We start from the raw sequence: 26,990 nt of genomic DNA, 5'->3' as shown, positions 1-26,990 counted from the left end.
CGACGTTCCAAGGAAGGCCATGCCGACCTAGCCGTCCTCGGGATACGCTTGCGGCCACTCCTATGAGCCCCCTTGAGACCGTAATGGTCTCCTTTGTTCGCAAGCGCGTTGGCCCCTGTGTGACTGGAGATCTAGAAGTGCCCTTAACCCAGTGACGGCGGCTTCATTCCTTCGCGTCCGCATCAATCCTTCCTTGCCGCTGCGCACCCTTCACTCGCTCCTGCCGATGGCGCGCTGTGCCGATGTAGGACGCATGCGTCAGGCCGTAGTCTAACTTCCTGATATCTTCGAGCAAGCCAGCCAGCGGAAACATCTGGTTGATGTCCGCCGGGCGATAGTGCCGATTGTTGACATCGCGCGACGCGTGACCAACGAGCCGTTCCCGCCGCTCCTGCGTTACGCCCGCGTGCCGGAGCTTACTGTTGGCGGTGTCGCGCAGGGAGTGAAAGACCTTCGTGCCGCGGCCGATCCACTTGCTGGTCGTCGCACAGAACGTCTCGGTCCTCGAGGTAACGCCGAGCTTGCGCCGGTAGCCAGTGAAGAACTCCGACGGGTCGGCCCCGAAGCTGTCCTTCGCCTTGTTCGTGCGCGTCAGGTCAGGAAACAGCCGATCGTAGCCTTCCGCCTTGACCTCGGCGTGGTAACGCAGCAGCCCAATCCCGACCAGCACCGGATGGATCGGCACCGTGCGGGTGGCGCTCTCGGACTTCAGTTGCTTTCTCAGGTCGTCATCGTTGATGTCGATCAGCCAGACACCGTCCTGCTGGCGGATGTCGCTCAAGTGCAGCTGTGCGATCTCGGTAATCCGGGCGCCCGTGTAGAGACCGATCAGCGGGATCCAGAACTGCGACGCCTTGGCGAAGGTTCCATCGCGGTAGTCGTCGGATTCAAACAGGCGCCTGAGATCGTCATCCGAGAACGGCTCATAGCCCCCGGTGGACTTCTTCGCCGGCATCTTGAGGATACTGGCAAGGTCGTCCCGGATGTATTGCTCGGTGCGCGCCCAGCGCAGGATCGCGGCGATATGCTCGAAATATTTCGTCTTCTTCGCCTGGCTGAAATCGTCCCGTCCGACCAGCGCCTGCTTGAACGCCCGGATCACGGCACCATCCAGCGACACGTCGGCGACGTCGCCCACGCACGCAATGAATTCCCGCACGATGGGACCGTAACGGTAGAGCCGCTCGGATTCGGGGTCGCGCCACTCCCCTGCACCCTCCTTGAAGCGGCAGAACGCATCGAACAGCTGTGAAAACGGCACGCCCGCGGCGCCTTGCTTAGGGCCGGGTTCCCCAGCCGGCACGGTGTGGTCAGCCGCCCTGACCACCTGCGCGACGACGATGGCCTGGGCGGTCTGCACGGCCTCCAGCGTGCGCTGGTGTTCGGCTGCCGTCCGGAACTGCTCGGACTTCATCCCGGAGATCTGCTGTTCCAGCTCCTCCCGCGCCTCCATCTGGCGCGCCGCAATCTTCCGCTGGTCGAGCAGCGCCCGCAGTGCCTTGTATGCTTCCTCGTTCATGCCCTCTCCCCCGTTCCCTCTCAGATCCGAAAACAGGCGATGCAGCGCGATCCTGAGGGTCTGCGCCATGTCGGCGGCCTGGCGCACGCTGGCACTGCCTAGGCTGCGATAGATCTCGGCCTGTCCCACAATAGGGCGCAGGTCGGGCGGCACGGTCAGCCGGAAATACAGCATGCCGTGGCGGTTGCGATGCAGATAGGCGGGAAGTCTGAAGGACATGGGCCAGCTCGGTTCGGGACACCTGTTCGGGACACCCAAGCCAAGACCGGCGACGATTTGGCAAGATAGCCTTGCCAATCAAGAAGATAGAATTCAGTGGTGGAGCGGAGGAGGATCGAACTCCCGACCTTCGCATTGCGAACGCGACGCTCTCCCAGCTGAGCTACCGCCCCACGGTGAAACGATTCTAGCACGGCGCAATTTTATTGTGCCAAGCCCGAAGCGACGTCACTTAGAAGGCGCTCCAACCAGCACCCAATCGACAACAGTGCGAATATCGGCATCGCTCATAGCAGGATGAGCGGGCATGGGAATCGCGCCCCAGACTCCAGATCCACCATCCTTGACCTTCTTCGCCAAGGAAGCAGGAGCCCCAGCATTTCCCTTGTACTTCTCAGCAACCTGCTGAAACGAAGGCCCGACGAGCTTCCGATCGACAGCATGACAGCCCATACACGCATTGCTTCGAGCGATTGCGAGCCCGCGCGGCGGCGCATCGGCGGCATGAGCCAACGAGGCCAACGCAACCACCAACCCCAGCGACGCACGAACTACAGAAGCAAAAAGCCTCATTGCCCCGCCTTCGGATTCCCCGGATGCACCTGCGACGAATTACTCACCGGCGCGGGCGACTGCTGCTCCAAAGGCTTCGACGTAATCGACGAATCCGGCACCGCACCCGAAGTCACCTCAGCATCCGGCTGAGCGGCAGCAGCAGCCGGCGCCCCTGAAGCAGTCGACGCAGCCGCGGCCGACGCCGCAGCAGCCTCTTGCGGCTGAATGTACTGGAACACCTTCACGACCTGCGTCACGCCCGGCACCCGGCTCGCGACATCGGCGCCACGATTACCTTCATCGACGGTCACGAGGCCCATCAGATAAATCGATCCGCGCTCGCACACCACCTTGTAGTTGTTCGACGAAATATCCTTCTCGGCGATCAGCGCCGTCTTCACGCGCCCTTCCAGATACGTATCGTTGCTGCGCGACGAGAACGAACTCGCAGGCGCAACAGTCAGCTCGTTGATGATCGCGTTCACGTTATTGAGGCTGCGCACAACCGATTCAGCGCGCGCCTTCGAAACTTCACCGGCGACTTCACCCGTCAACAGCACGCGCCGGTTGAACACCGTCACATTCACGTGTGCCGAGTCCGGCAGATTCTGGCTGATCAGCGACATCGCCTTCACCTGAATCTCGCGGTCTTCCGTCTGCGCGCCGAGCGTGCGCCGGTCGGTCGCAACCAGCGCGCTGCCGCCCGCCGCTGCACCGACAGCCAGCACGCAGCCCTGCAACGTCGCCGCCAACCCAGCGACGAGACCGACCACCAGCGTAGTTCTCACAAACGTACTCTTCACGCGATATGCGCTCATCAACTCGCTCTCCTTCGTCATCATTCTTCGCCGAGCAACATGGCATCGATGCCGTCGCACAGACTATGGATCGTCAACAGATGCACTTCCTGCACGCGCGCCGTGCGATCGGACGGCGCGCAAATATGGATGTCGGTGTCGTGCAGCATTTCATTGATCTTGCCGCCGCCCTTGCCCGACAACGCGACCACGATCATCTCGCGATCGTGCGCGTCTTCGATGGCAGCGAGAATATTGGCTGGATTGCCCGACGTCGTGATCGCGAACAGCACGTCGCCGGGCTGCCCGAGCGCGCGAACCTGCGTCGCGAAAATCTGGTCGAGCGAGGCATCGTTCGCGATGCCGGTGATGATCGACGAATCCGTCGTCAGCGCGATGGCCGCCAACGCAGGGCGCTCACGCTCGAAACCGCCGATCAGTTCGGCGGCGAAGTACTGCGCGTCGGCAGCGGAACCGCCATTGCCGCAAGTCAAAATCTTGTTGCCGTTTGCAAGCGCGGCAAACATCGTATCGACGGCCGCCGCGATCGGCATCGACAGTTCTTCAAGTGCTGCGAGTGTGACTGCCGCGCTATCGCGGAAGTGTTGTTGAATGCGTTCGACTGACATCGACTCTCTATCGTGTACTGCTCGCGCCGCCCGCCTGGCAGCGCTGGTTCAATTAGACGTGTGCCCTTCCCCGCGCGAACATGAGCGCACGAAAGCAGCCGCCCTTTGGGGTCGTCCCTTTCGCGTCCGCAAGTTTAGCGTACTCACGCGGCGAATCCGCATGCTCAACCTTCGTCCGCACGAAAAGCGTCCCGCAGCCACACGAGACGACCGCGCTCGAACGCGATCACGTCGAACCGGCACGCGGGCATCGCGACATCATGCGTCGACAAAAAATGCTGCGCGGCCCGCACGATGCGCTGCTGCTTCTGCCACACGACGCTCGCCGCCGCGCCTCCATATCCGCTTCGCGCCCGCGCGCGCACTTCGACGAACACGAGCGCGCCGTCCGGCTCGCTCATCACGAGATCAATCTCGCCGCCACGACACACGACATTACGCGCGACGAAGCGCAAACGCTGTCGCTGAAGAAACGTCAGCGCGTGCGCTTCGAATGCGGCTCCGACGGTTTTGGACCGTGCGCCCTTCGAAAAGTTGTGCGAGCGCTGCGCGGCATCGCTCGCGCAGTCTCGTGTGCGTGTATCCGCGTGGCACAATGTCGGCCTTGTTTCGTCTGTCTGCGTCTTTCGTGTCATGACTCCTCTTTCCGAACTCGCGCAAGGGCAGCAGTACCCCGCCTCCGCGCTCTACGTCGTGGCCACGCCGATCGGCAACATCGCCGACATCACCGTGCGCGCGCTGCATGTGCTCGGCCTCGTGGATCGCATCGCGGCCGAAGACACGCGCAACACCGGACAACTGCTGTCGCGCTATGGCATTTCGAAGCCGCTCGTCGCCGTGCATCAGCACAACGAACGTGAGTCCGCGCAACGCATCGTCGACTTTTTGCGAGCAGGCGAACGCGTTGCGTATGTCTCCGATGCAGGCACGCCCGGCATCTCCGACCCCGGCGCGAAACTCGTCGATGCCGTCCGCGAAGCCGGTTTCACCGTCGTGCCGCTGCCTGGCGCGAGCGCGCTCGCGACCGCGCTCAGCGTCGCGGGCGACTGGGTCTCGACGTTCTCCTTTCTCGGCTTCCTGCCGCCCAAAGCGAAGCAGCGCGCCGCCGCGCTCGCTCCGCTTGCGAAGCACTCGCAGGCCATGGTGTTCTACGAAGCGCCGCATCGCATAGTCGAAACGGTGCAGGCGCTCGCCGATGCATTCGGCGGCGAGCGCCGTCTGCTGATCGGCCGTGAGTTGACGAAATTACACGAGGGATTGCATCGCTGCACCCTGGCCGAAGGGCCAAAGTGGCTGGAAGAGGATACGAACCGGCAACGCGGCGAATTCGTGCTGGTGGTCGAAGGCGCGCCCGCCGATGTCGAAGGCGAGCACGATCACGACGCGCTTCTCGGCATGTTGCTGGAAGAGGTGTCGGTGAGCAGCGCGGCCAAGATCGCGGCCACACTGACGGGCGTCTCGCGCAACACGTTGTACACGCGCGCGCTCGAACTCAAGAAAGACGAGTGAAAACAAAAAGGGCTGCGCGCGCAGCCCTTTCTTCCGAGGACATCCAGTGTCCACGGCGATCCATCTAAGACGCTCTTACTTCTCGTTCGAATCGCTCTGATTCGAAGCCAGGATTTCCTTCATCTCGGCCTTAGCCTCGCGTTGCGTCAGACCTTCAATCTTCACGCGTGCAGTACCGACATGCGCAAGATGCAGAATTTTCGCAGCCGCGTAAGAAAGATCAAGCACGCGTCCGCGAGCGTACGGGCCACGGTCGTTGATCTTCACGACGACGGTGTCGTTTGTCGCCGGATTGGTCACGCGAACGTACGAGCCGAGCGGCAACGTGCGGTGCGCAGCCGTCAGCGCGTGCATGTCGAAGCGTTCGCCGTTGGCCGTCTTGCGGCCGTGGAAGCCGCGTCCGTACCAGGACGCGCGTCCCGTCTGGTGGAAGTCCGCGATGTTGGGGCCGTCCGTCAACGGCTCTGCGTCAGCGAGTTTGCCCTTCTGGTCTGCCGCATCGGGCAGATTGTTCATACCTGATCCGTACGACTGCGGCGCGAGCACATTACGCGCGTCCTTCGTCGTTGCGGACACACCGCTTACCTGGGTATTCGCGCCCGGAGGCACCGCACAACCAGCGAGTGCCAAAAAGGCAAAAACGGTCCCAACACGTCGGGGTAGCCGAGTTTTCATAAGACAAATTGATGCAAATGCGAGCCGCATCACGCGAATTGCTACGTGTTTGCTAGCGACTCCGGCGGCAAAGGGCGAGCGCGCGCTGCGCAACGCTGGCGCAGGACGAAGAAAGCCCGGACGCGGCACCTTCTGCCGCAACCGCACGGTTAGTTTTCACGTCTGACGCAACTGTCCCCGCAGTTTTTGGCCAGACCCCACAAGCCGCCATCGAACGTTCACACGCTCATGCACCGGAAAAACACGGCGCTCAGGAAGGCGGCGTAGGCCCCATCCAGCGTTACGGTAGCGAGACCGTGACAGGCGCGTGGCACCTGGCTAGACAGGACGTGCGCATCGAAAAATACGATCGATGCTGGATTTGCCATCGGCATAACCGACAGCACTTGCTTGATGGTGAACCAGCAGCGTCTGTTCCCGTTTTATAGGACGAAACGCCAGCTCACCCAAAAGACGGTGCGATTTCCCACACCTCATACCGAGATTATACCAAAAACACAATCCTGTGTTCTCTACCTCAAGTTGCCGTCGATGAATTCTCACTATTACTGCAAAAATTCGTATTCGCCAGTCGGCTTTTCGGCCAATGGCATGCGTCGCGACGGCCGGTACAATCGAGGTTTCCAAGCACGTCGTCACTTATCCGTCACTCATGAAAGTCACCCTGATCCCCGTCACGCCGTTCCAGCAGAACAGTTCGCTGCTCGTCTGCGAGAAGACCGGGCGCGCGGCCGTCGTCGATCCGGGCGGCGATCTCGACATCATCAAAGGCGAGGTCGAACGCCAGAAGGTGTCGATAGAAAAGGTGCTGCTCACGCACGGTCATATCGATCACTGCGCGGGCGCGAAGACGCTGGCGGAACACTACGGCGTACCGATCGAAGGTCCGCATGTCGACGAGCGTTTCTGGATCGAGCAACTGCCGCAACAAAGCCTGCGTTTCGGCTTTCCCGCCGCCGAAGCGTTCGAGCCGACGCGCTGGCTCGACGACCACGACACCGTGACGTTCGGCGATGAAACCCTTGAGGTCTTTCACTGCCCCGGCCACACGCCGGGACACGTGATCTTCTTCAGCCGCGCGCATCGGCTCGCACTCGTCGGCGATGTGCTGTTCGCCGGCTCGATCGGCCGCACCGACTTTCCGCGCGGCAATCACGGCGACCTGATCCGCTCGATCCGCGACAAGCTCTGGCCGCTTGGCGACGACGTCACGTTCGTCCCCGGCCACGGCCCCACATCGACGTTCGGCGACGAGCGACGCACGAATCCCTATGTCGCAGACGGAGTCGGCGCATGAGCGAGGAAATCTATGTGAGCACCGACGTCGAAGCGGACGGTCCGATTCCCGGCCCGCATTCGATGCTGAGCTTCGCGTCGGCGGCCTATACGGCCGACAAGCAGTTGATCGCCACGTTCTCGGCGAACCTGGAATTGCTCGAAGGCGCTGCGCCTCATCCCGTTCAGGAAGCGTGGTGGAAAACGCAGCCCGAAGCGTGGGCCGCGTGTCGCAAGGACTTGCAGCAGCCGGCGGCGGCGCTGGTCAAATATGTCGAGTGGGTCGAGGCGCTGCCGGGCAAGCCCGTGTTCGTCGCGATGCCGGCGGGCTTCGATTTCACCTTCATGTTCTGGTACATGATGCGCTTTACCGACCGCTGCCCGTTCTCGTGGTCGGCGCTCGACATCAAGACGCTCGCGTTCGCGATGACGGGCTTGCCATACCGAAAGAACATCAAGCCGCGCTTTCCGAAGCACTGGTTCGACGACCATCCGCATACACACGTCGCGCTCGACGACGCCATCGAGCAAGGCGCGCTCTTCTGCAACATGCTTGCGGAACTGCGCGCGAGCCAGAGCGCCGTCGTGTCGGAAGCAGATGGGGACGACTCAGGACAAAAACCCGCCGAGTAGCCGGCAATTTAGGGAATCTCCCTCAGTATCGGCGGTTTGCATTGCGTTTCGTTTCCGCGGCCTCTAACATTGATGAAAAGGCGACGCGACAACGGAGGCGCAGTTGACACTCGATACGTTCTCTCAAAAGATCCTGCGTCTTCTGCAGCTAGACGCGCGCCGTTCGGTGCAGGAAATCTCCGACCAGGTCGGGCTCTCCAGCACGCCGTGCTGGCGGCGCATCAAGGACATGGAGCAATCGGGCATCATCCAGCGCTACACGGCGTTGCTCGACCGCGAAAAGCTCGGCCTGCACGTCTGCGCACTCGCGCATATTCACCTCACGCGGCACACGGAAGGCGGCGTCGAGCAGTTCGAGCGCGAAATCGCCACCTGTCCCGAAGTGACCGAGTGCTACAGCACGACTGGCGAATCGGACTACATTCTCAAGATCGTCGCGCCCGACATCAAGGCGTACGACACTTTCCTTCACGACCGCATCTTCAAGATTCCCGCCGTCGCACAGGTGCGCACGAGCGTCGTGCTGCGCGAAATCAAATTCGATACGCAGCTGCCGCTTTAAGCAGCGCGCTCAAGCGTCGCCGCGCGGCTCCCGTGCGAGCTCTGCGCCAGCCGTCGACACATCGACGGCGTGCGTCACGCTCAACCGGCGCGCGCCCAGTGTGAGCTTCAGCGCTTCGAGATCGACTCGTTCGAGTTGATGCACTTCGCTTTCGAGCGCGTCGAGCCTGGACGGCTGCAAGGTCACCTCGACGTCGAGCCCGGTGCTCAGATAATGCAGATTCACACTGGCCGCCTTGAGCCCTTGCGCGGCGAGCGCCGTTTCCACCTCGGCGGCGATCTTTGCACGTGGCGGCAGGTTGACGGGCGGCCGCGCAATCGCATCGTTTTCCGGATCGACGTGGATCAGCGCGTCGAGCACGCGGTTATCCGACAGCACGCGCGAGCGCGCCGTCTCCGCGATGTAGTGACCTTCAGAAACCGAGATCATCGGATCGACGAGAATGTGCGCGTCGACCAGCGCGAAGTCGCCCATTTTCCGCGTGCGCAATTCGTGAACGTCGCGCACGCCCGGCGTCGACATGATGCGTGCTCGCAGATCGGCGGTATCGGCTTCGTCGAGCGCGCGATCGGACAGATCCTGCAGCGCGTCCCAACCGAACGTCCAGCCCATGCGCGCGACCATGAAGCCGACGATCGCAGCCGCGATCGGGTCGAGCAGCCGCACGCCCGCAATGCTCCCGAGAATACCCAGCGCCACCACCAGCGAAGACGCCGCATCGGAGCGCGCGTGCCACGCGTTCGCGATCAGCATCGCCGAACGCACGCGTTGCGCCTCGCGCAGCATGTAGCGGAACAGCCCTTCTTTCGACAGCAGCACGACGACAGCCACTGCCAGCGCGCTCAGATGGACAGCGGGAATGTGCTGCAGATCGGAGAGCCGTGTGCCGGCGCGCCACAGCATGCCCACGCCGACCGAGATCAGCAAACCGCCGAGAAATAGCGAAGCGACCGTTTCGTAACGGCTATGTCCGTAGTTATGATCCGCGTCCGGTTCCGCTGCGCTATGGCGATTCGCAATCAGCACGACAAAATCGGAAATGAGATCGGCGAGCGAATGCACGCCGTCAGCAACGAGCGCCTGGGAATGCGCGAACACGCCAATGGCAATCTGCATCGTCATCAGCACGGTATTGAGTCCGATGCTGACGTAAGTGCTTTTGCGCGCAACGCGCTGCTTTTCCGCGGACTGGGCGGCCAGGGTGGAAGACATTTGAAGGGAAAACGGGTTCGTTACCATTAATTCTACCCGCGGCTTCGTGAATTCGCTGTTAAGCGAAGAAAAAATACCTTTTAAATCATGTGGTTATCATAATGCGAAGCATTCGCATCGAACGGGCAGCGGCATGGCTGCCCCGGTTTGCTAAGGATTGAAAAGAAACCGCCCAATAAAAAACCGCGCCCCTCAATGCGGCGCGGTTTTCTTTAATGCATTGCTCGCAATGCAAGCATTAAGTCATATTATTTCTCGATGAGAAATTTTTCGCGATCTTGACCAGCAATCCAGCGCGGCGGCTTTCCACGACCCGACCAGGTGCTGCCGGTCGCGGGATCGCGATATTTCGGCGCAACTCCGGCACGGGGACGACCCGCCGCCTTTACGGCTTTCGCACGCGTACCACCGAGTTCAGCGAGCGTAATGCCGTAATCAGCCATTTTCTGCTTGATCTCGTTTAACACTTCCGCATACTCGCGCGCTTTCGCCTCTTCGATCTGCTGTTCGAGCTTTTCGCGCTGCGCGAGCAGTTCCCTGTAGGAGGACATAGTTTCCTTGTGGTTCAATAAATGGACGGACGGTCTATGCCGATTAGTCCGGAAAGTGATCATGCCTCGGAATTTGGTGGCGAGATTAACACAAAATAGAAACTCCGGAAAAGACGTCCGCGAAAATTAATTAATCTCAATTTCTTAAACTTTCACGCGCGAGCTCAATCCGCAACTCTGATGTCCAAATTATTCTTTCACTGAATAACGCTCATCTGAGGAATAAATTCATATTAACTGGCAAACCATGAAAAGCAATGGTTAATTTATTCCGAAACATTTCATGCGATGCGAGTTTTTAACCGGGCAATTGTGAAATGCGCTCATCATCAGGTAAAAACGTCCTTGCCTTTGCCGTTTAAGAAACGTCCAAACGAACGATGCAATCTTCGAGAACGGCTCGCAGCGATTCCGAATCCGGAGCGGGTGTGTCGAATATGACGCGGTTCCGGTTGCCCGACATCACCAGGTCCGCGCCATATCGGTCGACGCCCAGCAGTCGAACATGCTGTGGCCGCCGCGGATGCCGCTCGATCATGTCGATCAGCGCGCTTTCTTCTTCGAACGAAACAGGCGGGAGCGGATCGAGTTCATCTGCCATTAGCCAGCCCATCGCGCCGAACCCGCCGATATAACGCATCCGCTCGACCGACATGACCCAGAAAGAAAAATCCCCCAGCACGAGGTAGCGCTCGGCGTCCGGGTGATAGCGCAGGTAGCGCTGGATCACGTCCGGCGTCGGCTCGACGTGCTCGAACGTGCCAACGAGCGTGACGCGCTGGCCATTGAGCACGTCGCCGTCCGGCGCGTGGACGATCAGGAAACCCGAGCGTGGATCCGTATGCAGGTTGCGCGTGTGCTCGGCGAGACGGCTCACGAGTATCGTCGGGCGATGTCGCGCGTCGGGTGCGAACGGCAGCACGGTCGGATACGGAAAGCCTTGCGGCTGGCGCGCGTGCGTAGCGAGCGTGCCGATGGCGGCCTGATGCAGCAGATGCAACGGGGCGTGAGCGGGAATGTTCAAGGCGCATCCTTATTGAATGGAATCCGCGCTGCACGATGCCCGCTGGATCGACGAGGCCGTCCAACGTCGATCCCTGCCTGAACGGGCGCCGCGCCGCGCGTGGAAAGTAGATATTAGTTCAGGGACTTGTCCGCACGACATGCCATTGCTTCGCTAGAATCTGGAAGCGCTTTCACTGCGCTTTCTTGCCTGCAGTTCCTCTTCGTCGTTTCTTCGATCGCCAGGTTTCTACGTGTCCGACCGCCCTTCCGACTCCGCATCCCTGCCCGCCGCGCACCGCAATCTGTCCGTGACGGCGCGCAACCGCGCGCGTTACGCGACGATGGCGCTCTTCTTCATCGCCGGGATGATGTATGCGTCCTAGGGCGTCCACGTGCCGACGGTGCGAGACCGCTTCCATCTGAATCCGGCGATGCTGTCCGTCGCGCTCTTTGCGGTCGCGGGTGGCTCGATCGGCGCGATGGTGACGAACGGTCCGTGGATCGCGCGCGTCGGCACGCGCCGCGCGTGTCTCGCGGGCGGGCTCGTGATGTCGGCGTGCGCGGCGCTCATTCTGGTCGTGCCGTCGTACTGGATGCTGCTCGTGCTGCTCGCATTCTTCGGCGCAGGCATGGCGACACTCGATGTCGCGATGAACGCCGAAGCGAGCGCCGTCGAAGAAGCGCTCGGCCGGCCGATCATGTCGGCGTTGCACGGCATGTTCAGCCTCGGCGGTATGGCGGGTGCGGCTGTCGGCGGCGCGGCGCTGGCGCATGGGATGGCGCCGGCCGTGCATCTGCTGCTCGCGGCGCTCATCAGCGCGGGCGTGCTGCTGGCTGCGTGCCCCGCCGTGCTGCCGCACGTTCCGCATTCCGAGCATCCTGACGCGCATGCGCCGCGTGGCAGCCGCTGGCGCTCGCCCGCGCTGTGGGCGCTCGGCGCGATTGCGCTGATTGCGCTGATCGCCGAAGGTGCGATGTACGACTGGGCGACGGTCTATATGCGCGACGTCGTTGCGTCGACGCCCGCCGCGGCGAGCGCCGCCTACGCGGCGTTTTCTGGCGGCATGGCCGCCGCGCGGTTCGCCGGCGACGCCGTGCGCGCACGTTTCGGCGCGCCGCAGTTGATCGCCACGAGCGCATCGTTGGCATGCGCGGGCATGATCGGCGCGCTGCTTCTGCCGAATCCGATTGCGGCGCTAACGGGTTTCACGATGATGGGGCTCGGTCTCGCCAACATGATGCCGGTGCTGTTCGCGGCGGCCGCGCGTGTCAAAGGCATTCCGGCCGCCGAGGGCCTCGCGCACGTCGCAGGGCTTGCGTACTTCGGCTTGCTGCTCGGGCCGGTAATTATCGGCGGCGTGGCGCAGGTGACGAATCTGCCCATCGGCCTGTCCGTCGTCGCGCTGTGCGCGGCGCTCGTCGCGTTCGTCGGGCCCAAGGTGTTGCGCCGGCTCGGCATCTGAACGCTCACAACTCGCGATACGTGCTGTACGTGCGCGCGAAATCGTTGCGTTCGAGAAAATTCGTGTACGTCATTGTGACGGAAGCATCGAGCGCCTCGACGTAATGCCACCAGCCGATGGGCAGAAACAGCAGCTCGCCCGGCTCGAGCGTGCATTCGATCACCTGCGCCTGTTCGAACGAAGGAAAGCGTTCGACATCAAGCGCGCCGCCGTCGATCTGCGAATAGCAATGCAGATGGTTATACATATGCGCGGTGTCGGTGAACGGCACGAGCAACACGCGTTTTCGGCCGATCACCTGCGCCATCAGATTGTTAGTGAGGTCGTGATGAAACGGCGTTTTCGTACCGGCGGGACCGAACCAGAAAAAGCCCGCATCGGCCGACGTCGCATTCAGATATTCGCCGATGGGCGGCACGTCGTCCCATAGCGCCGCCAGCGCCACGCGATTGCGCGACGCGTTGTTCGCCGTCATATAGAAATCGTTCGTGACGCCTGCGCGTTCGACGAGATCGACATATTCGCCAAAACGCATCGCGCGCCGCAGCGACGGCTGATTGATCTCGTAGTTCGCGTCCGTATCGCGGCCGAACTGCACTTCCACTTCGGCCTGCGCGCAGCGAGCGCGAAAGTAATCGAAATTCCAGCGCCGGCGAGCGGGCCACGAATCGATCATGCCGGTGACGATCACAGGCCGGTTCTGAAAATAGAACTGCTCGTAAAACGCATCGCGCGACAGCCGCGCGCGACGTTCGACGCAATCCGCGCCCGTTCGCATGCGATTCAGCTCGCCATACACGGAAAGCATCCATTCGCGCTTGCGCAAACGATTGCGCAAGCGGGAACCCGCTTGAAAATAAGGGCTATTCAGCGTGCTATCGATCTCGCATAAAGCGTGTTCGCGCTCGAAGCCATGTTCGACGAGCACGGCATGGACATGTTCGGGCGATGCATCGAGCAACAGGTTTTCGGCGATCCAGCGCCGCCATTCGTCATCGATCATCCGTGTCACGATCGCGTCCCCCGCGTGGTATGCGCAAAAACGGCCACACAAAACAAAAGGCACGCGGGTTAAACCCGCGTGCCTCCTATGATGCCTTGTCTGGCCGGTTCGCGTCCTGCGCGACGCGGCGAACCGCGTGCGCGCAAGCTGCGTCAACCGCTCTTACATCTTGACGACGTCGAGCAGCGTCTTCTTGCCGGACTTGTAGTTGTACAGCGAGATCACGCCGTGCTTCAGGTCGCCCTTCGAGTCGAAGGTCGTTTCGCCGATCACACCCTTGTAGTCGGTGTTCGGCATTGCTGCGAGGATCTTCGCCGGATCCGTCGAGCCAGCACGCTTCATTGCGTCGACGATGATGTACACAGCGTCATACGTGAACGGAGCGTAGATCTGGATCGGCTGACCGAAACGCTTCTGGTACTTCGCCTGGAACGCCTGGCCACCTTCCATCTTCTCGAGCGCCATGCCGGCTTCCGAGCAGACGATGTTGTCGGTTGCGTCGCCAGCCAGGTCAGACAGCTTGTCGGTACACACGCCGTCGCCAGCCAGCACCTTCGCGCGCAGGCCGAGCTGCTTGGCTTGCTTGGCGAACGGGCCGCCCGTGGCGTCCATGCCGCCGTACATGATCGCGTCCGGGTTTTCGCCCTTGATCTTCGTCAGAATGGCGCGGAAGTCGACAGCCTTGTCGTTCGTCGCGTCATGCGACATCACGTTCAGACCCAGCGACTTTGCCGTCTTTTCGAATTCGTTCGCGAGACCCTGGCCGTATGCCGTCGAGTCGTCGACGATCGCGACGCTCTTCACCTTCAGGCCCTTCGCTGCGTAGTTGGCCAGTGCCGGACCTTGCTGCGCATCCGTTGCCACGACGCGGTACGTCGTCTTGAAGCCCTGTTGCGTGTAGGCCGGGTTCGTTGCCGACGGCGAGATCTGAACGATGCCTGCATCGCTGTAGATCTTCGAAGCCGGGATCGACGTGCCCGAGTTCAGGTGGCCGACCACTGCGACGACCTTGTCGTCGACCAGCTTCTGTGCGACCTGCGTAGCCGTACGCGGGTCAGCTGCGTCGTCCTGTGCATCCAGTTGCAGCGTGATCTTCTGGCCGCCGATCGTCAGACCCTTGGCGTTGATCTCTTCGACTGCGAGACGTGCGCCGTTTTCGTTGTCCTTGCCCAGGTGAGCAATGCCACCCGTCAAAGGCGCAACATGGCCGATCTTGACCACGGTGTCGGCCGAAGCCGTCGTCGCCAACGTTGCAAACAGCATCGCCGCAGCGCTGATCGGCAACAGCTTTTGAATTTTGATGTTCATGTAAGTCTCCGTATCGGTCCCGAAAAACAACGTAATCGCCCTTGTGCCCCGCTTCCTTCACGTGTCGCTCAAATCCCGTGGACGACTCCGCCGGATGCATCGTTCATGCACTTGGCAAGCACGCGTTCCAGCCTGTTTGTGGCAGGTGGCGCCCCGCGCTTGCGCGCAAGTGTAGGCCATCAAATTAATTTGTGGGGTTTTTTTGAGAAAGTGGGAACACTACCAATAGCGTTTATCCCACTTAGTCATGAAACACATCTGGAATGTGCCCGGAAAGCGACAGCTGGCGCGGCTTTCCGGCCAACGAGGTGTGTTTCCATTGTGCGTGCATCGAGCATCGCGCGCATCGTCGGTGAATGATCGGGATATGTGCGGAACACGTCATAACAGGTAAACGGAATGCTGTTAGAGCCGGGCTGCGATTGCTCTCAAACATTCCGAAGTGCGGGTATCTATATAAGAAGTGCATGAAGTGCGAATGCCATACGGATCGCCGTCGATGTGCAAATGCGCGCGCTCCGAATCGGCAAGCGTGTTTCATTCCCCTTACGAGAAGCCCGCCACGCGGGGCTCTCGCTGCAGCCGCCATCTTTTGGTGGCACACTGGGCGCCCACTGCGGGCCAGACGCCCGCAAACGATTGCCCGCCCGATTTGCGGCTTCACCGTTTATGCAAGGAGAAAAAACGTGAGCGTGACTTCCCGATGGATCGACATTCCGACCGGCAATGACTCGTTTGGCGCGTACATGTCGACGCCGAAGAGCGGCAAGGGTCCGGCCGTGATCATCATTCAGGAGATCTTCGGCGTGAACGGCCATATTCGCGACGTCGTCGATCAATACGCGCAGGATGGCTATATCGCGATCGCACCGGACATTTTCTGGCGCACGCAGCCGCGCGTCGAACTGACCTACGCGGGCGCCGACCGCGACAAGGGCATCGAGATTCTTCAGAAGACGAACGTGGATCTCGCCGTCGCCGACATCGGCGCGACGGCTGCCGCGCTGCGCGCTATGCCGGAACTGACGGGCAAGATCGCTGGCGTCGGCTACTGCTTCGGCGGCCGTCTCGCGTATCTGGCCGCGGCTGAAGGGCTGCTCGACATCGCCGTGTCGTACTACGGCGGCGGCATCCAGAACGCGCTCGACAAGGCGCCGCAGATCAAGGTGCCGATGCAGTTCCACTACGGCGAACTAGATCATGGCATTCCGCTGTCGGCCGTCGGCGAAGTGAAGGAGCGCTTCGCGGGCCGCGACGACGCCGAACTGTATATCTACCCGAACGCCGATCACGGCTTCAACTGCACCGAGCGCGCAAGCTATCACCAGCACTCGGCAGCGCTCGCGCATGGCCGCACGCTGACTTTCCTCGGCACGCACGCGTAAGTTACGCTAGAGGCGCGACGTATCTGCGTCGCGCCTTGTGCATGAGCACGCGCACGCAAGCCCGAGCGTGCCGTCATCATCATTCCAGTCCGCGGGGGCCGTCGTCGTGCAATCCGATTATCTCGATCATGACGCGATCGGCCTCGCCGATCTCGTGCGCAAGCGCAAGGTGAGCGCGCGCGAATTGCTGGAAACCGCGATCGCGCGCGCCGAAGCGACCAATCCCGCGATCAACGCGATCGTTCTGAAGGACTACGACGCCGCCCGCCAACGCGCGTCGCGCGAGCAGGCAAACGGCAACGGCGACGCACTCGCCGACGGACCGCTCGCGGGCGTGCCGTATCTGGTCAAGGATCTCGGCCTGCCCGTCAAAGGCCTGCGCATGTCGATGGGCAGCCGCCACTATCGCCATTACGTTCCCACGGAAGACGCGCCCATCGTCACGCTGACGCGCGCCGCCGGACTCAATATTTTCGGCAAGACGAGTACGTCCGAAATGGGGCAGATGCCTTATACGGAGCCCGAACTGTTTGGGCCGTGCCGCAACCCGTGGAGTCTCGATCACACGCCAGGCGGATCGAGCGGCGGTTCGGCGGCCGCCGTCGCCGCGGGCATCGTGCCGCTCGCGCATGCATCGGACGGCGGCGGCTCGATCCGCATTCCCGCGTCGTGCTGCGGCCTCTTCGGACTCAAACCGACGCGCGGACGCCAGCCGTCGAACGCCGTGCCCGCGCCCGGCGATCTCGGCATCGATCACGCGGTTTCGCGTAGCGTGCGCGACAGCGCGTTGCTGCTCGATCTCACCTCGGGCAACGCCGACCGTCCGATGGGCGCGCCCGGCACTTTCCTCGCCGCGACCAGTGAGCCGTGCAAGCCGCTGCACATCGCGTTCGTGACGGATCCGATGCTTGCGCCCACGCTTTCCGCCGACGCCCGCGCCGCGCTCGACGACGCCGCGCAACTCGCGGCATCGCTCGGTCATCACATCGAACCCGTGACGCTCGGCATCGACTTCGAGAGTCTGCGCGAAGCGTTTCTGATGATCTGGTCGGTGAGCGCAGAGAATCTCGTGCTGAGGGCCGATCAGATCACGGGGCGCAAACCGAATCGTGAGGAATTCGAAATCCCGACGTGGACGATGGGACATATCGGCCGCAAATTCGGCGAGCGCGAGTTGCCTGCTGCGCTCGAAGCGCAGCGCCAGGTCAGTGCGAAACTCACCGATCTGATGACGCGCTACGACGTGATCCTGTGCGCGACGCTCGCCGCCGCGCCGATCAAGATCGGCGAAATGCAGCCTACTGCCGTCGAGAAAATGCAGATGCGCGCCGTCACCACCGTTCCCGTCGAGCCGCTGATGCGCAAGCTGCTGACGGAAGTGTCGAACAAGGCGTTCGCGTGGGCGGGCTGCACGGAGTTGTTCAATCTGACGGGACAGCCGGCGATGTCGGTGCCGCTCTACTGGAACGCGCGCGGCCTGCCGATCGGCGTTCAGTTCGCCACGCGCGAAGGCGGCGAAGCGATGTTGCTGCGGCTTGCTGCGCAGCTGGAAACGGCGCGTCCGTGGTTCGACCGGCGGCCGCCGCTGATGCCTGCGCGCTGAAGTTCAGCGACGTTCGAGAGCATCGACGGGCTTGCGCATCGCGTCGAGATCGGCGTGACGTTTCGCCGGCATGCACGCGACCGAGACGATCGACAGCGCGAGTCCGCACATCACGTAGTACGTCGGCGCGAGCGGCGAGCCCGTCGTCTCGATGAGCCACGTGACGATGAACGGACCGAAGCCGCCGAACAGCATCACCGCGAAGTTGTACGAGAGCGACAGGCCGATCGAGCGCACGTTCGCGGGAAAAAGCTCGGCCATCAGCGCGCCGAACGGGCCGTAGTAGCCGGACAGCGTGATCGACAGAATGGCCTGCACGAGAACCAGCTTCGACACGCTCGGCGCGCCTTCCAGCCAGACGAAAAGCGGATAGATCACCACCAGCGTGACGACCAGCGACCAGAGCGACAGACCTTTGCGCCCGATGCGGTCGGACCATGCGCCCGTTAGCGGCGACAGCACGGTGAGCAGCAGATTGCCGATAATCACGGCCGTGAACGAATCGGCATACGGCAACTTGAGTTGCTTGACCGCGAAGGTCGGCAGATAGCTGATCAACACGTAGATCGTGACCGTCAACGCGACCACCGAGCCAAGACCGCAGAGCACATCGCGACTATGGTGCGCAAAAACTTCACCGAGCGTCGCAGGACGCGCGGTCTGCTTCGCGTGCAGAAATGCTTCGGAATCCGCGAGATTGCGGCGGATGTAGAAACCGATCGGCCCGATCACGAGACCGATGATGAACGGCACGCGCCAGCCCCACGATTTCAGCGCTTCCGGCGACAGGCCGCGCGTCACCGCCGCGCCGACCACAGCGCCGAGCAGCAGCGCAGCCGCCTGGCTCGCCATCTGCCAGCTGCCGTAAAAGCCGCGCTTCGAAAACGGCGCAGCTTCGATCAGCAGCGCCGTCGAACTGCCGAACTCGCCGCCCGCGGAAAAGCCCTGCAACAGACGCCCAACCACGATCAGCAATGGCGCGCCGACGCCGATCGCCGAATAAGGCGGCGCGATCGCGAGCAGCAGAATGCCGAGCGTCATCAGCGCGATCACGAGAGACAGCGCGGCCTTGCGTCCCGCGCGGTCCGCATACAGCCCGAGCACGATCCCGCCGACGGGTCGCATGAAGAACGCGACGCCGAAGCTTGCCGTGGTGAGAAGAATCGACGAGTAGTCGCTGCTGGAGGGAAAGAAGAGTTCGGCGATGACGACAGTGAGAAAACCGAAGACAGTGAAGTCGTACCATTCGAGCGCATTACCGATGACGGCCGCCGTGACCGCCCGGGTATTGAGGCTCCTGGATGCTTGTGACATCGATGTCTCCGGCCTTTACCGAGGCGTCGGGTGCGTTGGATTGAATTTGGTTCGAATGGGCCGCTGTCAGGCCCCGCGCGCACGCCATGCGAGTGTAAAAGAGCAGGACATCCGATTTCAAGCAACTTTCATACGACAAAGAGCGCGACGTCGCGTTGCACGGCGTCGCGCTCTTCGAGCGTTGCTGCGAAAGGCGCGCCCGGCGATGCTGCATTGCATCGCGTAACGCGCGCCCCATGAAGTCTGAAGCCTGTCGCGTCAGGCCTTCTTGTTATATGCGCTGCACCAACCCTTGCTCGCCACCTGCTTGCCCGCGAACATCGGGCAGCCTGCGTAGGCGTCCGTGGCCTTGCCCTGATAGAAGCTGCAGTTGCCGCAGTCTTGCCCTGCCGCGTATTTCGCGTACTTCGCCTTGTCGACCTTGCTCGCGTCTTCCTTGTAGCCGAGCGCCTGCGCGGTCGGATCGGATTCGGCGACCTTCGGCGCATCGGCGAATGCCTGACGCGACGACAGCGCGATAGTCGATGCCACACCGATGCTCGTGATCAAAAACGTACGACGGGAATTGTTCATGGGACTCGCTCCATTGGTATTGTGGGGATCTACGCTGTTCTGACGACAGCGGTCCCCAAGGATAGCAATGAAGCCGACGCGCGTGACGCGTCAAATGTCGGTCATAAGCAATTCCGTAGCGTGCGTGATTGAGAAAGACTCGCACGCTATCACCGGCGGCATATCACGCGTTCAGGCGCGTCCGCTGACCTCGCACACACGCTGCGCAATCGCCAGCGACGCCGTCAAACCCGGCGACTCGATACCGAACAGATTCACGAGACCGCGCACGCCATGCGCGGCGGGACCTTGAATCAGGAAGTCGGCGGCAGGCTCGCCCGGTCCCGACAGCTTCGGACGAATACCCGCATACGCCGGTTGCAACGCTTGATCGGGCAACGCAGGCCAGTAAGCGCGGATCGCCGCATAGAACGATTCGGCGCGCTGCGGATCGACGTCGTAGTTGATCGAATCGACCCATTCGACGTCCGGGCCGAAGCGCGCCTGGCCGCCGAGATCGATCGTCAGATGAACGCCGAGTCCCGCTTCGTTCGGCATCGGATAGATCAGCCGGTTGAACGGCGCGCGTCCCGAGATGCTGAAGTAGTTGCCGCGCGCGAGATAGAGCGGCGGCACGTGGCGCGCGTCGAGTCCGCGAATCTTGCGCGCGATCGCGTTCGCGTGCAGTCCGGCGCTGTTGATCACGCACGCGGCGCCGATCGTCGTTGGCGAGTTGCCGCCGACCTTGACGACGAAGCGGCCATTGACTGCCTCGATGGCTTCGACGGGCGCATGAAACGCGCAGATGGCGCCGTCGCGTTCGGCATCGCCGAGCAAGGCAAGCATCAACTGATGGCTGTCGACGATACCCGTCTGCGGCGAGAACACGGCTTCGACACATTGCAGCGCGGGTTCGAGCGCCTGCGCTTCCTCGCCGCTGATCCGCATCAGGTCGAGCACGCCGTTTTCCTTGCCGCGCGCCATGATGGCTTCGAGCTGGGGAATCTGGTTGCGCGCCGTCGCGACCAGCAGTTTGCCGCAGCGCTGATGCGGCACGCCGCGCTCCGCACAGTAGTCGTAGAGCATTTCGCGGCCGCGCACGCAGAGCGTCGCCTTGAGCGAGCCGCGCGGATAGTAGATGCCCGCGTGTATGACTTCGCTGTTGCGGGAACTCGTGCCGACGCCGATGGCTTCCGCCGCTTCGAGCACGATCACTTCACGTCCGCGCGCAGCCAGAGCGCGCGCGACGGCAAGACCGACGACACCTGCGCCGATCACCACACATTCGATCTGATCCATGTCCCTTGGACGCGGCCCGATGCACCGCGTTCTACCTCGTCGTCCACCAGGATTCCGATAGCGTGCGGCACCGTTTTACCCGTGACCGCGTGCTGTCGAACGCTTCACATGCACAATGCGAAATCGCCTGACACGCCACAGACACAAATGCCCGCAACCGGTTCGGGTTGCGGGCATCAATATGTGGGAACGCGTCGCGCGTTTGACTCAGTGTACGCCGACGACGCTCATTCCTGGTGAATTTGGCGGCCTCGCTTTTTCATGCGTTCCGCTCGCGCCACAACAGGCTTGATCAATCGGTCGCAGTTGTGCGTTTGAACAGATGGCGCACGTCGACATGCGCAACCGGCACCGTATAACCGCCCGTCGCGAACTGCTGCGGATACGCCGGCGCGTTCGGATTCAGGCTCAGTTCACCGCTCGCACGCGCTTGCGCCAGTTCCGTCCTCACCTCGGCGCGCGTCTTCGGACCGTTGACCGACGACGGCGTTTGCGTCGGCGCCGGGCTGTAACCGCTTGCGAATGCGGGTGCGGCGACCACTGCGGAAATCAACAACGCTGCAAGCGAAAGCTTCTTCATGATCGGTTCCTGGTGAAGTCCGGAAGAAACGCGGAGTGCGTTTCGATGGAGGCAGTCTAGTCTTCACCTATTGGTTTGCCGACCCTCATTAACGAAATTGACTGTTGTCGAAATCCGTTCAAGTAAGCAGTAAATCACCCTGTTTTTGGTATGAAATAGGCGCCTAATTGAAACAATGAACAGACCGCGCGCAGGCGGCCTGTTCGCAGAAACGGCGCGTGGCTCCTCAAAAACCGATCGGTTTGCGGCGTGAGTTGTAGTCAAGACGAATGTCGTCGGCGGCGATGTGATCGCGGCCCGCGATGCGCGCCGAGCCGAAGCCGTTCAGGATCGCGCGCCGCATTTCTCGCGGCGACGCCTGCATGAGCGCGTCGAGCGTGGCGCTGCCCAGTTCGGCGGGAAAGCGCTGTCCCCAGCCGTGCGCCGAGCGGATTTCGTCGTAGATCGACTGCGCGATGCGCCGCGCGCCGTCGCGGTCCGGCGGTGGAATTTCGTAGACGTTCATCCGGTTCATGATCGGCTCGGGAATCGCGCGCTCGTCGTTGGCCGTCGCGATCCAGATCACATGACCGGCGTTGATCGGAATTTCCGCGAATTCGTCGATGAAAGTCTGCGCGGTGTCGTGTTCGAGCAGCGCGTAGAGTGCGCCGAGCGGATCGTATTGCGAGTCGCCCGTCGCCTTGTCGATTTCGTCGACGGCAATCACCGGGTTCGCATAGCTGCCGTGCACGAGCGCGTCGAACACCTTGCCCGGCTTCGCGTTCTTCCATTGCGACGACGCGCCCGACAGAATCCACCCCGCCGTCAGCGAACTCATCGCGACGTAGTGATACGCGGTGCCAAGCATGCGCGAGAGCTGCTTCGCGAAATGCGTCTTGCCGATGCCGGGATCGCCGAGCAGCAGAATCGGCATCAGTTCGAGCCGGTCGTCGGTTTCGAGACACAGCGCGACCTGCTTGCGGATATCGTCGAGCGGCTCGGTGAAATTGGGCAGCGAGCCGATCAGATCGTCAATCGACGGCATGCGGTTCGGCTTCACGCAAAAACGCAGATTGCCGACCTTCAGCATTTTTTCGTACGTTGAACGCAGCGCATCGCTGGCGCCGTCGCCGAGATCGTTCAGCGCCGTCTCGACCTGCTCCAGGTCGTAGACCTTGCTGAACGATGCCACCGAGATTTCCTGCTTCACCATGGCCGTTGTCATCGCTTCACCCCGTCGAGTTGTTCTTGCAGACGCAGCGTCCGCGACGCCGCTCCTGTTTCAGTGTAACGACGGGAAAATCGCATGCAAGCCAGCAGCCACGCGGGTCTGCTGCTAATCGCACATGCCGGGCGAGGTGTTTGCTTGAATCGACACAAGCGCGTCCCTATCTGCAATGTAGTGTTACCGCCGCGCGCTGAACCTTGGTTCCAGATCGGGTGTCAGAAAACCGATATCTCGATAAAGCGTAAGATGGTCGGCGGTCGCAAGAAAGAACGCGCGGACATAGCACGCATCGGCGAAACGCAGCGATTCCGGAGACTCTTTGTACATGTGGAAAACCAGCCTCGTCGCCACCCTGCTCGGCGCCACGCTCATCGCAAGCGCCAGCACGGCCCAGGCACAACAGCGCAGTGCGCCGCCCGTCGTCAAATGGGAACTGCAGGTGATGCGCGACGGACAGCAGATCGATTCGTTCGACGGCACGACGACCGTCGGTCAGGCGCGCACCGACACGCATCATCACGTGGTTCAGAACAATGTCGGCTGCAAGGACGTGCCGGCGGGCAACATCGACCTGTCCCGCACGCTGACCGTCTCGCCGACGCAGGCGGACGCGTCGGGCGTGACATTCGCGATCGACGCCCAGGAAACGCTCCAGGAACCCGGCACCCGCGTCACGGACACCGGCTGCAAACTGCCGCCGCAGCCGCGTCAGGTGAGCGCGAATCATCCGGGGCTGAAAGTGCCGCCAGGCGACTGGACCTCATGGACGATCGTCGACAAAGACCCGAATCTCGTCTATCGCTTACGTGCAAGCGTCGCAAACAACCCGTGAACTCAACGAACGACGTGGATAACGCGGCATGCGAAACCCCGAAGAACTGATACGCGAAAACCTCGACCGGAAAGACTTCATCGCTGTGAGCTGGAACCTGCACAAAGGCCGCTCGCCCCTCGGCTTCCAGGCCTGGCAGGCGATGCAGCGCTGGGTGCAATCCGTGCATGCCGACGCGTATTTCCTGCAGGAAGCAATGGCTCGGCGGATGCCCGGCCCCGTGCTGGCCAGCACGTTCGGCGCGCGCATGGGCGATATCGACAGCGACGTGTGGCATTGCCAGGCGACGGAAATCGCCGACGCGCTGCAACTGCAGATCGCCCTCGGACCGAACGTGTTCAAGCCGTCGTGGCGGCACGGCAACGCGATCCTGTCGCCGCATCCGCTCGATCTCGGCGGACGCTGGGACATTTCCGCGCATCGCTTCGAGCGGCGCGGTTTGCTTGTGGCGCGCGCCACCTTCGGCGGCCATTCGGTGACGCTGCTGTGCGCGCATCTCGCGCTCACGCGTCAGGCGCGCTTGCGTCAAATGAACTGGATCGCGCACTGGATTTCGAAGGAAGCGCCCGACGGTCCGCTCGTGCTCGCGGGCGACTTCAACGACTGGCGCAACGATTCCGTGCCGCTCTTTCGCGAGCACGGTCTCGAAGAAGTGGCGACGCTGCTCGGCGAAACGGGCCGCACGTTCCCCGCGTTTTCACCCGCGCTCGCGCTCGACAAGATGTTCGTGCGCGGCATGAAACCCATCGAATGGATCCAGCCGGCGCAAGAGACCGCGTGGCTGTCGGATCACCTGCCGTATATGGCGCGGCTGCGCGTCGAATGAACGGATTGCAGCGTCAGTCGCGCTGCGGTTTCCAGTTGAGTTCGGCGCTGATCGCTTCGCCCGGCTGAAGCACGCGGTAGCCCGCGCGCTCGCGCATGTCTGCTTCAGCGTTGAAGCAGTCGGTCGTGTTCGTGACGGGCTCGACGCATAGCTGCACGTCGTTCGCGGGCGCGAACACCACCATGTGATCGAACGGCGCATCGGCCGTCATCGTCAGCGAGCGGCGCTCGTCCGGCCACGCGATCGTCGCGCTGCGCTTCCAGTTGGCGAAATTGTTGTCGAGGTCGAACGCGTCCGCGTTCATGCCGGTTTTGAGTGCATCGACGGCGGGATGCGAATCCAGATGCGTCGGCAGCACGTCGGCGTCGGCGTGCCACATGGCCTCGACATCCGCCGTGACCAGCGTGTTCGACGTGCGCGGATAGTACGGATGATGACCCATGCCGAACGGCATCGCGCTTTCCGACAGATTCTGCGCAGCCAGCGTCACGCGCAACGCATCGCCGATCAGTTCGATACGCTGGCTCGCGCGATAGTGAAACGGCCAGTCGCCACGCCTTTGCGAATCGGGTACGTGCTCAAACTGCAATTCGACACAACTCGACGTGCGCGCACCGACGCGCCACGGCCTGCGCCACGCATGGCCATGCAACGCGTGCGCGTAGCGGTTCCCATCCCCGCTCAGATCGAGCTCGCGTCCGTCGAACATGAAACGCGCGTCGCGTATGCGATTGCAATACGGAAAGAGCGGAAAGCTCGCCATCCGCAACGGATCGCGATCGGCGAGCGCAGCGCGCGTCGCGGGACGCAGCCAGTGCAGCACGCGCTGCGACGCGCCTTCGCGCACTACGCCGTAATAAGCGGCAATCGCTCCGCCCACGTTCGGCGCCACGACGAGCGTCGTCTCGCCGCTCGACAACACGACGAGCGAGGCATCGTCGATGCGCAGATCGGTGGCGGGATCGGCCGCGGACGAATGGAGAAAGGCTTCGCGCATAGTTGTTTGAGTGATCGTGGGCGGTTGCGAGATTCGGTGGGCGCCTCAATCGAAAACGCGAAAACCACGCGTAAAAAGCGCCCCTGCGCGAGCGAGAATCGCACGCCCAAATCTTTCGGTCAATATTATTAGTAATAAACTACCTCAAAGTCCGCCTCAACAAGCCGACGCCGCGAAGCGAAAATGCGGGGTTTGCGCGTGTTGTCCGGCGCATATTATTAGTGTTACCGTCGACACCACGATGCCTGCGGCATTCACCGTCAACGAGCCGCCGTTGCGCGGCCAGATCAATGAAAAAATCGACTCAACGCCGCCCGACGATGACCGATATCGCCAAGCTCACCGGCGTATCGCAATCGACCGTTTCGCTCGTTCTCAACAACGCGACCAGCGCCAAGTTTTCCGAAGCGACCCGCAACAAGGTGCTCAAGGCCGCGCAGGAACTCGGCTATCGCCTGTCCGCGCGCGAGCCGCTGCCGCCGTCGTCGGACGAACGCAACCTGATCATCTATCTCGCCGACGAAATCTCGACGAGTCCGCATCCCGTCGTGAACATCGACGGCGCGCGCGACGCCGCCTACGCGCACGGCAAGCTGCTCGCCGTCTACTCGACGCACGGCAACGCCGACATCGAGCAACAGGTTCTCGACGCCGTTCTGACGAGCCCAACCGTGTTCGGCGTAATCTACGCGACCGTCTACACGCGCAAGGTCGCGCTGCCCGCTGCGCTGTCGCGCGTGCCGACCGTCCTGCTGAACTGCTACACGAGCGAAGGCGGCCAGTCGTCGATCGTGCCCGCCGAAGTCGCGGGCGGCCACGTCGCGACGGAATTCCTGCTGCGCGCGGGACACCGGCGGATCGGCTACATCAACGGCGAGCACTGGCAGGACGCAGCCAAAGACCGCCTGAAGGGATACCGCACCGCGCTCGCCACCGCCGACCTGCCGTTCGCACCGGAACTGGTGCGCGACGGCGACTGGAGTTCGGGCACGGGCTTCGAACACACGCTGTCGCTGATGCGCGAGCCGCATCCGCCGACGGCCATCTTCTGTGCGAACGACCTGATGGCGCTCGGCGCGATCGAGGCGCTGAAACAGCTCGGCTATCGCGTGCCCGACGATGTCTCCGTGCTCGGCTACGACGACCAGGAAATCGCGCGCCACACGCATCCGCCGCTGTCGACGGTCGTGCTGCCGAACTACGAGCTGGGTCGCTGGGCCGTCGAAACGCTGCTCCAGGAAGTGCACAACCAGGCGGCGGGCGCGCCCGTGCGTCACCGGATGGTGAAGCTCGACGGTCCGTTGATCGAACGCGCGTCTGTCAGGGAAATTACCGAGGCAAAACACACAGCAATTAATATTATTAGTGATTGACCAATAATAATTCTCGATGAAATAATCGGCACGACCGGTCACCACCGAAGTGCCGGCGGCAGTTGAAGCACAAAAGCAAAACACACCAACTGAACTGGTACCTGGAG

Annotated in this window: 28 protein-coding genes and 1 tRNA gene; 11 read left to right on the top strand and 18 right to left on the bottom strand. The window is 62.2% G+C overall.

Annotated features, from left to right (window positions below):
* Positions 1 to 163: 163 nt before the first annotated feature.
* From QEN71_RS00685 to QEN71_RS00660, 6 genes are all read right to left on the bottom strand, one after another.
* Positions 164 to 1,738 (bottom strand): DUF6538 domain-containing protein, encoded by a 1,575-nt coding sequence (locus tag QEN71_RS00685; RefSeq protein WP_201660823.1) that lies wholly within the window; start codon positions 1,736 to 1,738, stop codon positions 164 to 166.
* 97 nt (positions 1,739 to 1,835) lie between these two features.
* Positions 1,836 to 1,911 (bottom strand) — tRNA-Ala (locus QEN71_RS00680).
* A gap of 55 nt (positions 1,912 to 1,966) precedes the next feature.
* Positions 1,967 to 2,311: a c-type cytochrome gene (locus QEN71_RS00675; RefSeq protein ID WP_201660821.1), complete on the bottom strand. Its 345-nt coding sequence runs from the start codon at positions 2,309 to 2,311 to the stop codon at positions 1,967 to 1,969.
* Positions 2,308 to 3,111 (bottom strand): BON domain-containing protein, encoded by an 804-nt coding sequence (locus QEN71_RS00670; RefSeq protein ID WP_201660818.1) that lies wholly within the window; start codon positions 3,109 to 3,111, stop codon positions 2,308 to 2,310. Before QEN71_RS00670 ends, QEN71_RS00675 begins: the two co-directional genes overlap by 4 nt.
* Before the next feature lie 20 nt (positions 3,112 to 3,131).
* The gene (locus QEN71_RS00665; RefSeq protein ID WP_201660815.1) at positions 3,132 to 3,719 is read right to left on the bottom strand and encodes a phosphoheptose isomerase; all 588 of its coding nucleotides are present in this window, start codon (positions 3,717 to 3,719) and stop codon (positions 3,132 to 3,134) included.
* Between the two features lie 164 nt (positions 3,720 to 3,883).
* The gene (locus QEN71_RS00660) at positions 3,884 to 4,354 is read right to left on the bottom strand and encodes a YraN family protein (RefSeq protein ID WP_201660812.1); all 471 of its coding nucleotides are present in this window, start codon (positions 4,352 to 4,354) and stop codon (positions 3,884 to 3,886) included.
* Here QEN71_RS00660 and rsmI point away from each other — a divergent pair.
* Positions 4,353 to 5,228: a 16S rRNA (cytidine(1402)-2'-O)-methyltransferase gene (gene rsmI / locus QEN71_RS00655; protein WP_201660809.1), complete on the top strand. Its 876-nt coding sequence runs from the start codon at positions 4,353 to 4,355 to the stop codon at positions 5,226 to 5,228. The genes QEN71_RS00660 and rsmI overlap by 2 nt on opposite strands.
* 75 nt (positions 5,229 to 5,303) lie before the next feature.
* Here the strand turns inward: rsmI and QEN71_RS00650 are convergent, their stop codons facing one another.
* The gene (locus QEN71_RS00650; RefSeq protein WP_201660806.1) at positions 5,304 to 5,903 is read right to left on the bottom strand and encodes a septal ring lytic transglycosylase RlpA family protein; all 600 of its coding nucleotides are present in this window, start codon (positions 5,901 to 5,903) and stop codon (positions 5,304 to 5,306) included.
* A gap of 652 nt (positions 5,904 to 6,555) precedes the next feature.
* Here QEN71_RS00650 and QEN71_RS00645 point away from each other — a divergent pair.
* The 3 genes from QEN71_RS00645 to QEN71_RS00635 all read left to right on the top strand — a co-directional run bounded on the left by QEN71_RS00645 (position 6,556) and on the right by QEN71_RS00635 (position 8,373).
* Positions 6,556 to 7,200: an MBL fold metallo-hydrolase gene (locus QEN71_RS00645; RefSeq protein ID WP_201660803.1), complete on the top strand. Its 645-nt coding sequence runs from the start codon at positions 6,556 to 6,558 to the stop codon at positions 7,198 to 7,200.
* Positions 7,197 to 7,811, top strand: a complete 615-nt coding sequence (locus QEN71_RS00640) for a 3'-5' exonuclease family protein (protein WP_201660800.1) — start codon at positions 7,197 to 7,199, stop codon at positions 7,809 to 7,811. Before QEN71_RS00645 ends, QEN71_RS00640 begins: the two co-directional genes overlap by 4 nt.
* A gap of 103 nt (positions 7,812 to 7,914) precedes the next feature.
* Positions 7,915 to 8,373 carry an Lrp/AsnC family transcriptional regulator gene (locus tag QEN71_RS00635; RefSeq protein WP_012399541.1) on the top strand — a complete coding sequence of 153 codons (459 nt, stop codon included), beginning with the start codon at positions 7,915 to 7,917 and terminating at the stop codon, positions 8,371 to 8,373.
* A 9-nt stretch (positions 8,374 to 8,382) separates the two neighbouring features.
* Here QEN71_RS00635 and QEN71_RS00630 read toward each other — a convergent pair whose 3' ends face one another.
* From QEN71_RS00630 to QEN71_RS00620, 3 genes are all read right to left on the bottom strand, one after another.
* Complete coding sequence (locus QEN71_RS00630) at positions 8,383 to 9,585, bottom strand: cation diffusion facilitator family transporter (RefSeq protein WP_201660797.1); 1,203 nt, start codon at positions 9,583 to 9,585, stop codon at positions 8,383 to 8,385.
* 248 nt (positions 9,586 to 9,833) lie between these two features.
* Positions 9,834 to 10,136: an H-NS histone family protein gene (locus QEN71_RS00625; protein ID WP_201660863.1), complete on the bottom strand. Its 303-nt coding sequence runs from the start codon at positions 10,134 to 10,136 to the stop codon at positions 9,834 to 9,836.
* Positions 10,137 to 10,494: 358 nt separating this feature from the next.
* Positions 10,495 to 11,160, bottom strand: coding sequence for a HugZ family pyridoxamine 5'-phosphate oxidase (locus tag QEN71_RS00620; protein ID WP_201660793.1), 666 nt, complete (start codon positions 11,158 to 11,160; stop codon positions 10,495 to 10,497).
* Positions 11,161 to 11,392: 232 nt separating this feature from the next.
* Here QEN71_RS00620 and QEN71_RS00615 point away from each other — a divergent pair, with 232 nt between their 5' ends.
* Positions 11,393 to 11,524: a hypothetical protein gene (locus QEN71_RS00615; RefSeq protein WP_267909742.1), complete on the top strand. Its 132-nt coding sequence runs from the start codon at positions 11,393 to 11,395 to the stop codon at positions 11,522 to 11,524.
* 9 nt (positions 11,525 to 11,533) lie between these two features.
* The gene (locus tag QEN71_RS00610) at positions 11,534 to 12,604 is read left to right on the top strand and encodes an MFS transporter (protein ID WP_233472134.1); all 1,071 of its coding nucleotides are present in this window, start codon (positions 11,534 to 11,536) and stop codon (positions 12,602 to 12,604) included.
* Between the two features lie 4 nt (positions 12,605 to 12,608).
* Here QEN71_RS00610 and QEN71_RS00605 read toward each other — a convergent pair whose 3' ends face one another.
* Positions 12,609 to 13,607, bottom strand: coding sequence for a cupin-like domain-containing protein (locus QEN71_RS00605; protein ID WP_201660860.1), 999 nt, complete (start codon positions 13,605 to 13,607; stop codon positions 12,609 to 12,611).
* 162 nt (positions 13,608 to 13,769) lie between these two features.
* Entirely contained in the window at positions 13,770 to 14,915 is a 1,146-nt protein-coding gene (locus QEN71_RS00600; protein ID WP_012399535.1) for a branched-chain amino acid ABC transporter substrate-binding protein, read from the bottom strand.
* 686 nt (positions 14,916 to 15,601) lie between these two features.
* Here QEN71_RS00600 and QEN71_RS00595 point away from each other — a divergent pair.
* Positions 15,602 to 16,300 carry a dienelactone hydrolase family protein gene (locus QEN71_RS00595; protein ID WP_201660790.1) on the top strand — a complete coding sequence of 233 codons (699 nt, stop codon included), beginning with the start codon at positions 15,602 to 15,604 and terminating at the stop codon, positions 16,298 to 16,300.
* Between the two features lie 106 nt (positions 16,301 to 16,406).
* Positions 16,407 to 17,903 carry an amidase gene (locus QEN71_RS00590; RefSeq protein ID WP_201660857.1) on the top strand — a complete coding sequence of 499 codons (1,497 nt, stop codon included), beginning with the start codon at positions 16,407 to 16,409 and terminating at the stop codon, positions 17,901 to 17,903.
* A gap of 3 nt (positions 17,904 to 17,906) precedes the next feature.
* On the opposite strand, the gene QEN71_RS00585 is transcribed toward QEN71_RS00590, so the two are convergent.
* The 5 genes from QEN71_RS00585 to QEN71_RS00565 all read right to left on the bottom strand — a co-directional run bounded on the left by QEN71_RS00585 (position 17,907) and on the right by QEN71_RS00565 (position 22,852).
* On the bottom strand, positions 17,907 to 19,217 hold the full coding sequence (locus QEN71_RS00585) for an MFS transporter (RefSeq protein ID WP_201660787.1): 1,311 nt from the start codon (positions 19,215 to 19,217) through the stop codon (positions 17,907 to 17,909).
* 258 nt (positions 19,218 to 19,475) lie between these two features.
* Positions 19,476 to 19,790 (bottom strand): high-potential iron-sulfur protein, encoded by a 315-nt coding sequence (locus QEN71_RS00580; RefSeq protein ID WP_201660784.1) that lies wholly within the window; start codon positions 19,788 to 19,790, stop codon positions 19,476 to 19,478.
* A gap of 171 nt (positions 19,791 to 19,961) precedes the next feature.
* Positions 19,962 to 21,068, bottom strand: a complete 1,107-nt coding sequence (locus QEN71_RS00575) for an NAD(P)/FAD-dependent oxidoreductase (protein WP_201660781.1) — start codon at positions 21,066 to 21,068, stop codon at positions 19,962 to 19,964.
* Positions 21,069 to 21,360: 292 nt separating this feature from the next.
* Entirely contained in the window at positions 21,361 to 21,648 is a 288-nt protein-coding gene (locus QEN71_RS00570; RefSeq protein ID WP_201660778.1) for a DUF4148 domain-containing protein, read from the bottom strand.
* Between the two features lie 226 nt (positions 21,649 to 21,874).
* The gene (locus QEN71_RS00565) at positions 21,875 to 22,852 is read right to left on the bottom strand and encodes an AAA family ATPase (protein WP_201660776.1); all 978 of its coding nucleotides are present in this window, start codon (positions 22,850 to 22,852) and stop codon (positions 21,875 to 21,877) included.
* A 328-nt stretch (positions 22,853 to 23,180) separates the two neighbouring features.
* Between QEN71_RS00565 and QEN71_RS00560 the strand changes: the two genes are divergently transcribed.
* Both QEN71_RS00560 and QEN71_RS00555 read left to right on the top strand, forming a co-directional pair.
* Complete coding sequence (locus tag QEN71_RS00560; RefSeq protein WP_201660774.1) at positions 23,181 to 23,687, top strand: hypothetical protein; 507 nt, start codon at positions 23,181 to 23,183, stop codon at positions 23,685 to 23,687.
* A gap of 28 nt (positions 23,688 to 23,715) precedes the next feature.
* The gene (locus QEN71_RS00555) at positions 23,716 to 24,513 is read left to right on the top strand and encodes an endonuclease/exonuclease/phosphatase family protein (RefSeq protein ID WP_201660771.1); all 798 of its coding nucleotides are present in this window, start codon (positions 23,716 to 23,718) and stop codon (positions 24,511 to 24,513) included.
* 13 nt (positions 24,514 to 24,526) lie between these two features.
* Here the strand turns inward: QEN71_RS00555 and QEN71_RS00550 are convergent, their stop codons facing one another.
* Positions 24,527 to 25,510 carry an aldose 1-epimerase gene (locus QEN71_RS00550; RefSeq protein WP_201660768.1) on the bottom strand — a complete coding sequence of 328 codons (984 nt, stop codon included), beginning with the start codon at positions 25,508 to 25,510 and terminating at the stop codon, positions 24,527 to 24,529.
* Positions 25,511 to 25,830: 320 nt separating this feature from the next.
* Between QEN71_RS00550 and QEN71_RS00545 the strand changes: the two genes are divergently transcribed.
* Positions 25,831 to 26,883 carry a LacI family DNA-binding transcriptional regulator gene (locus tag QEN71_RS00545; RefSeq protein ID WP_201660854.1) on the top strand — a complete coding sequence of 351 codons (1,053 nt, stop codon included), beginning with the start codon at positions 25,831 to 25,833 and terminating at the stop codon, positions 26,881 to 26,883.
* Positions 26,884 to 26,990: the final 107 nt, after the last annotated feature.

Source organism: Paraburkholderia sabiae (genome assembly GCF_030412785.1).
Lineage (GTDB): Bacteria > Pseudomonadota > Gammaproteobacteria > Burkholderiales > Burkholderiaceae > Paraburkholderia > Paraburkholderia sabiae.
Note: the sequence above shows the minus strand (reverse complement) of the source record. Positions and strands in the feature narration are given on the sequence as shown.

What these genes read in the sequence shown, in the direction of transcription:
- QEN71_RS00685 (WP_201660823.1), bottom strand. Translation starts at nt 1,738, where the DNA reads ATGTCCTTCAGACTTCCCGCCTATCTGCATCGCAACCGCCACGGCATG.
- QEN71_RS00675 (WP_201660821.1), bottom strand. Translation starts at nt 2,311, where the DNA reads ATGAGGCTTTTTGCTTCTGTAGTTCGTGCGTCGCTGGGGTTGGTGGTT.
- QEN71_RS00670 (WP_201660818.1), bottom strand. Translation starts at nt 3,111, where the DNA reads ATGAGCGCATATCGCGTGAAGAGTACGTTTGTGAGAACTACGCTGGTG.
- QEN71_RS00665 (WP_201660815.1), bottom strand. Translation starts at nt 3,719, where the DNA reads ATGTCAGTCGAACGCATTCAACAACACTTCCGCGATAGCGCGGCAGTC.
- rsmI (WP_201660809.1), top strand. Translation starts at nt 4,353, where the DNA reads ATGACTCCTCTTTCCGAACTCGCGCAAGGGCAGCAGTACCCCGCCTCC.
- QEN71_RS00660 (WP_201660812.1), bottom strand. Translation starts at nt 4,354, where the DNA reads ATGACACGAAAGACGCAGACAGACGAAACAAGGCCGACATTGTGCCAC.
- QEN71_RS00650 (WP_201660806.1), bottom strand. Translation starts at nt 5,903, where the DNA reads ATGAAAACTCGGCTACCCCGACGTGTTGGGACCGTTTTTGCCTTTTTG.
- QEN71_RS00645 (WP_201660803.1), top strand. Translation starts at nt 6,556, where the DNA reads ATGAAAGTCACCCTGATCCCCGTCACGCCGTTCCAGCAGAACAGTTCG.
- QEN71_RS00640 (WP_201660800.1), top strand. Translation starts at nt 7,197, where the DNA reads ATGAGCGAGGAAATCTATGTGAGCACCGACGTCGAAGCGGACGGTCCG.
- QEN71_RS00630 (WP_201660797.1), bottom strand. Translation starts at nt 9,585, where the DNA reads ATGTCTTCCACCCTGGCCGCCCAGTCCGCGGAAAAGCAGCGCGTTGCG.
- QEN71_RS00625 (WP_201660863.1), bottom strand. Translation starts at nt 10,136, where the DNA reads ATGTCCTCCTACAGGGAACTGCTCGCGCAGCGCGAAAAGCTCGAACAG.
- QEN71_RS00605 (WP_201660860.1), bottom strand. Translation starts at nt 13,607, where the DNA reads ATGATCGATGACGAATGGCGGCGCTGGATCGCCGAAAACCTGTTGCTC.
- QEN71_RS00600 (WP_012399535.1), bottom strand. Translation starts at nt 14,915, where the DNA reads ATGAACATCAAAATTCAAAAGCTGTTGCCGATCAGCGCTGCGGCGATG.
- QEN71_RS00585 (WP_201660787.1), bottom strand. Translation starts at nt 19,217, where the DNA reads ATGTCACAAGCATCCAGGAGCCTCAATACCCGGGCGGTCACGGCGGCC.
- QEN71_RS00580 (WP_201660784.1), bottom strand. Translation starts at nt 19,790, where the DNA reads ATGAACAATTCCCGTCGTACGTTTTTGATCACGAGCATCGGTGTGGCA.
- QEN71_RS00575 (WP_201660781.1), bottom strand. Translation starts at nt 21,068, where the DNA reads ATGGATCAGATCGAATGTGTGGTGATCGGCGCAGGTGTCGTCGGTCTT.
- QEN71_RS00570 (WP_201660778.1), bottom strand. Translation starts at nt 21,648, where the DNA reads ATGAAGAAGCTTTCGCTTGCAGCGTTGTTGATTTCCGCAGTGGTCGCC.
- QEN71_RS00565 (WP_201660776.1), bottom strand. Translation starts at nt 22,852, where the DNA reads ATGACAACGGCCATGGTGAAGCAGGAAATCTCGGTGGCATCGTTCAGC.
- QEN71_RS00560 (WP_201660774.1), top strand. Translation starts at nt 23,181, where the DNA reads ATGTGGAAAACCAGCCTCGTCGCCACCCTGCTCGGCGCCACGCTCATC.
- QEN71_RS00555 (WP_201660771.1), top strand. Translation starts at nt 23,716, where the DNA reads ATGCGAAACCCCGAAGAACTGATACGCGAAAACCTCGACCGGAAAGAC.
- QEN71_RS00550 (WP_201660768.1), bottom strand. Translation starts at nt 25,510, where the DNA reads ATGCGCGAAGCCTTTCTCCATTCGTCCGCGGCCGATCCCGCCACCGAT.
- QEN71_RS00545 (WP_201660854.1), top strand. Translation starts at nt 25,831, where the DNA reads ATGACCGATATCGCCAAGCTCACCGGCGTATCGCAATCGACCGTTTCG.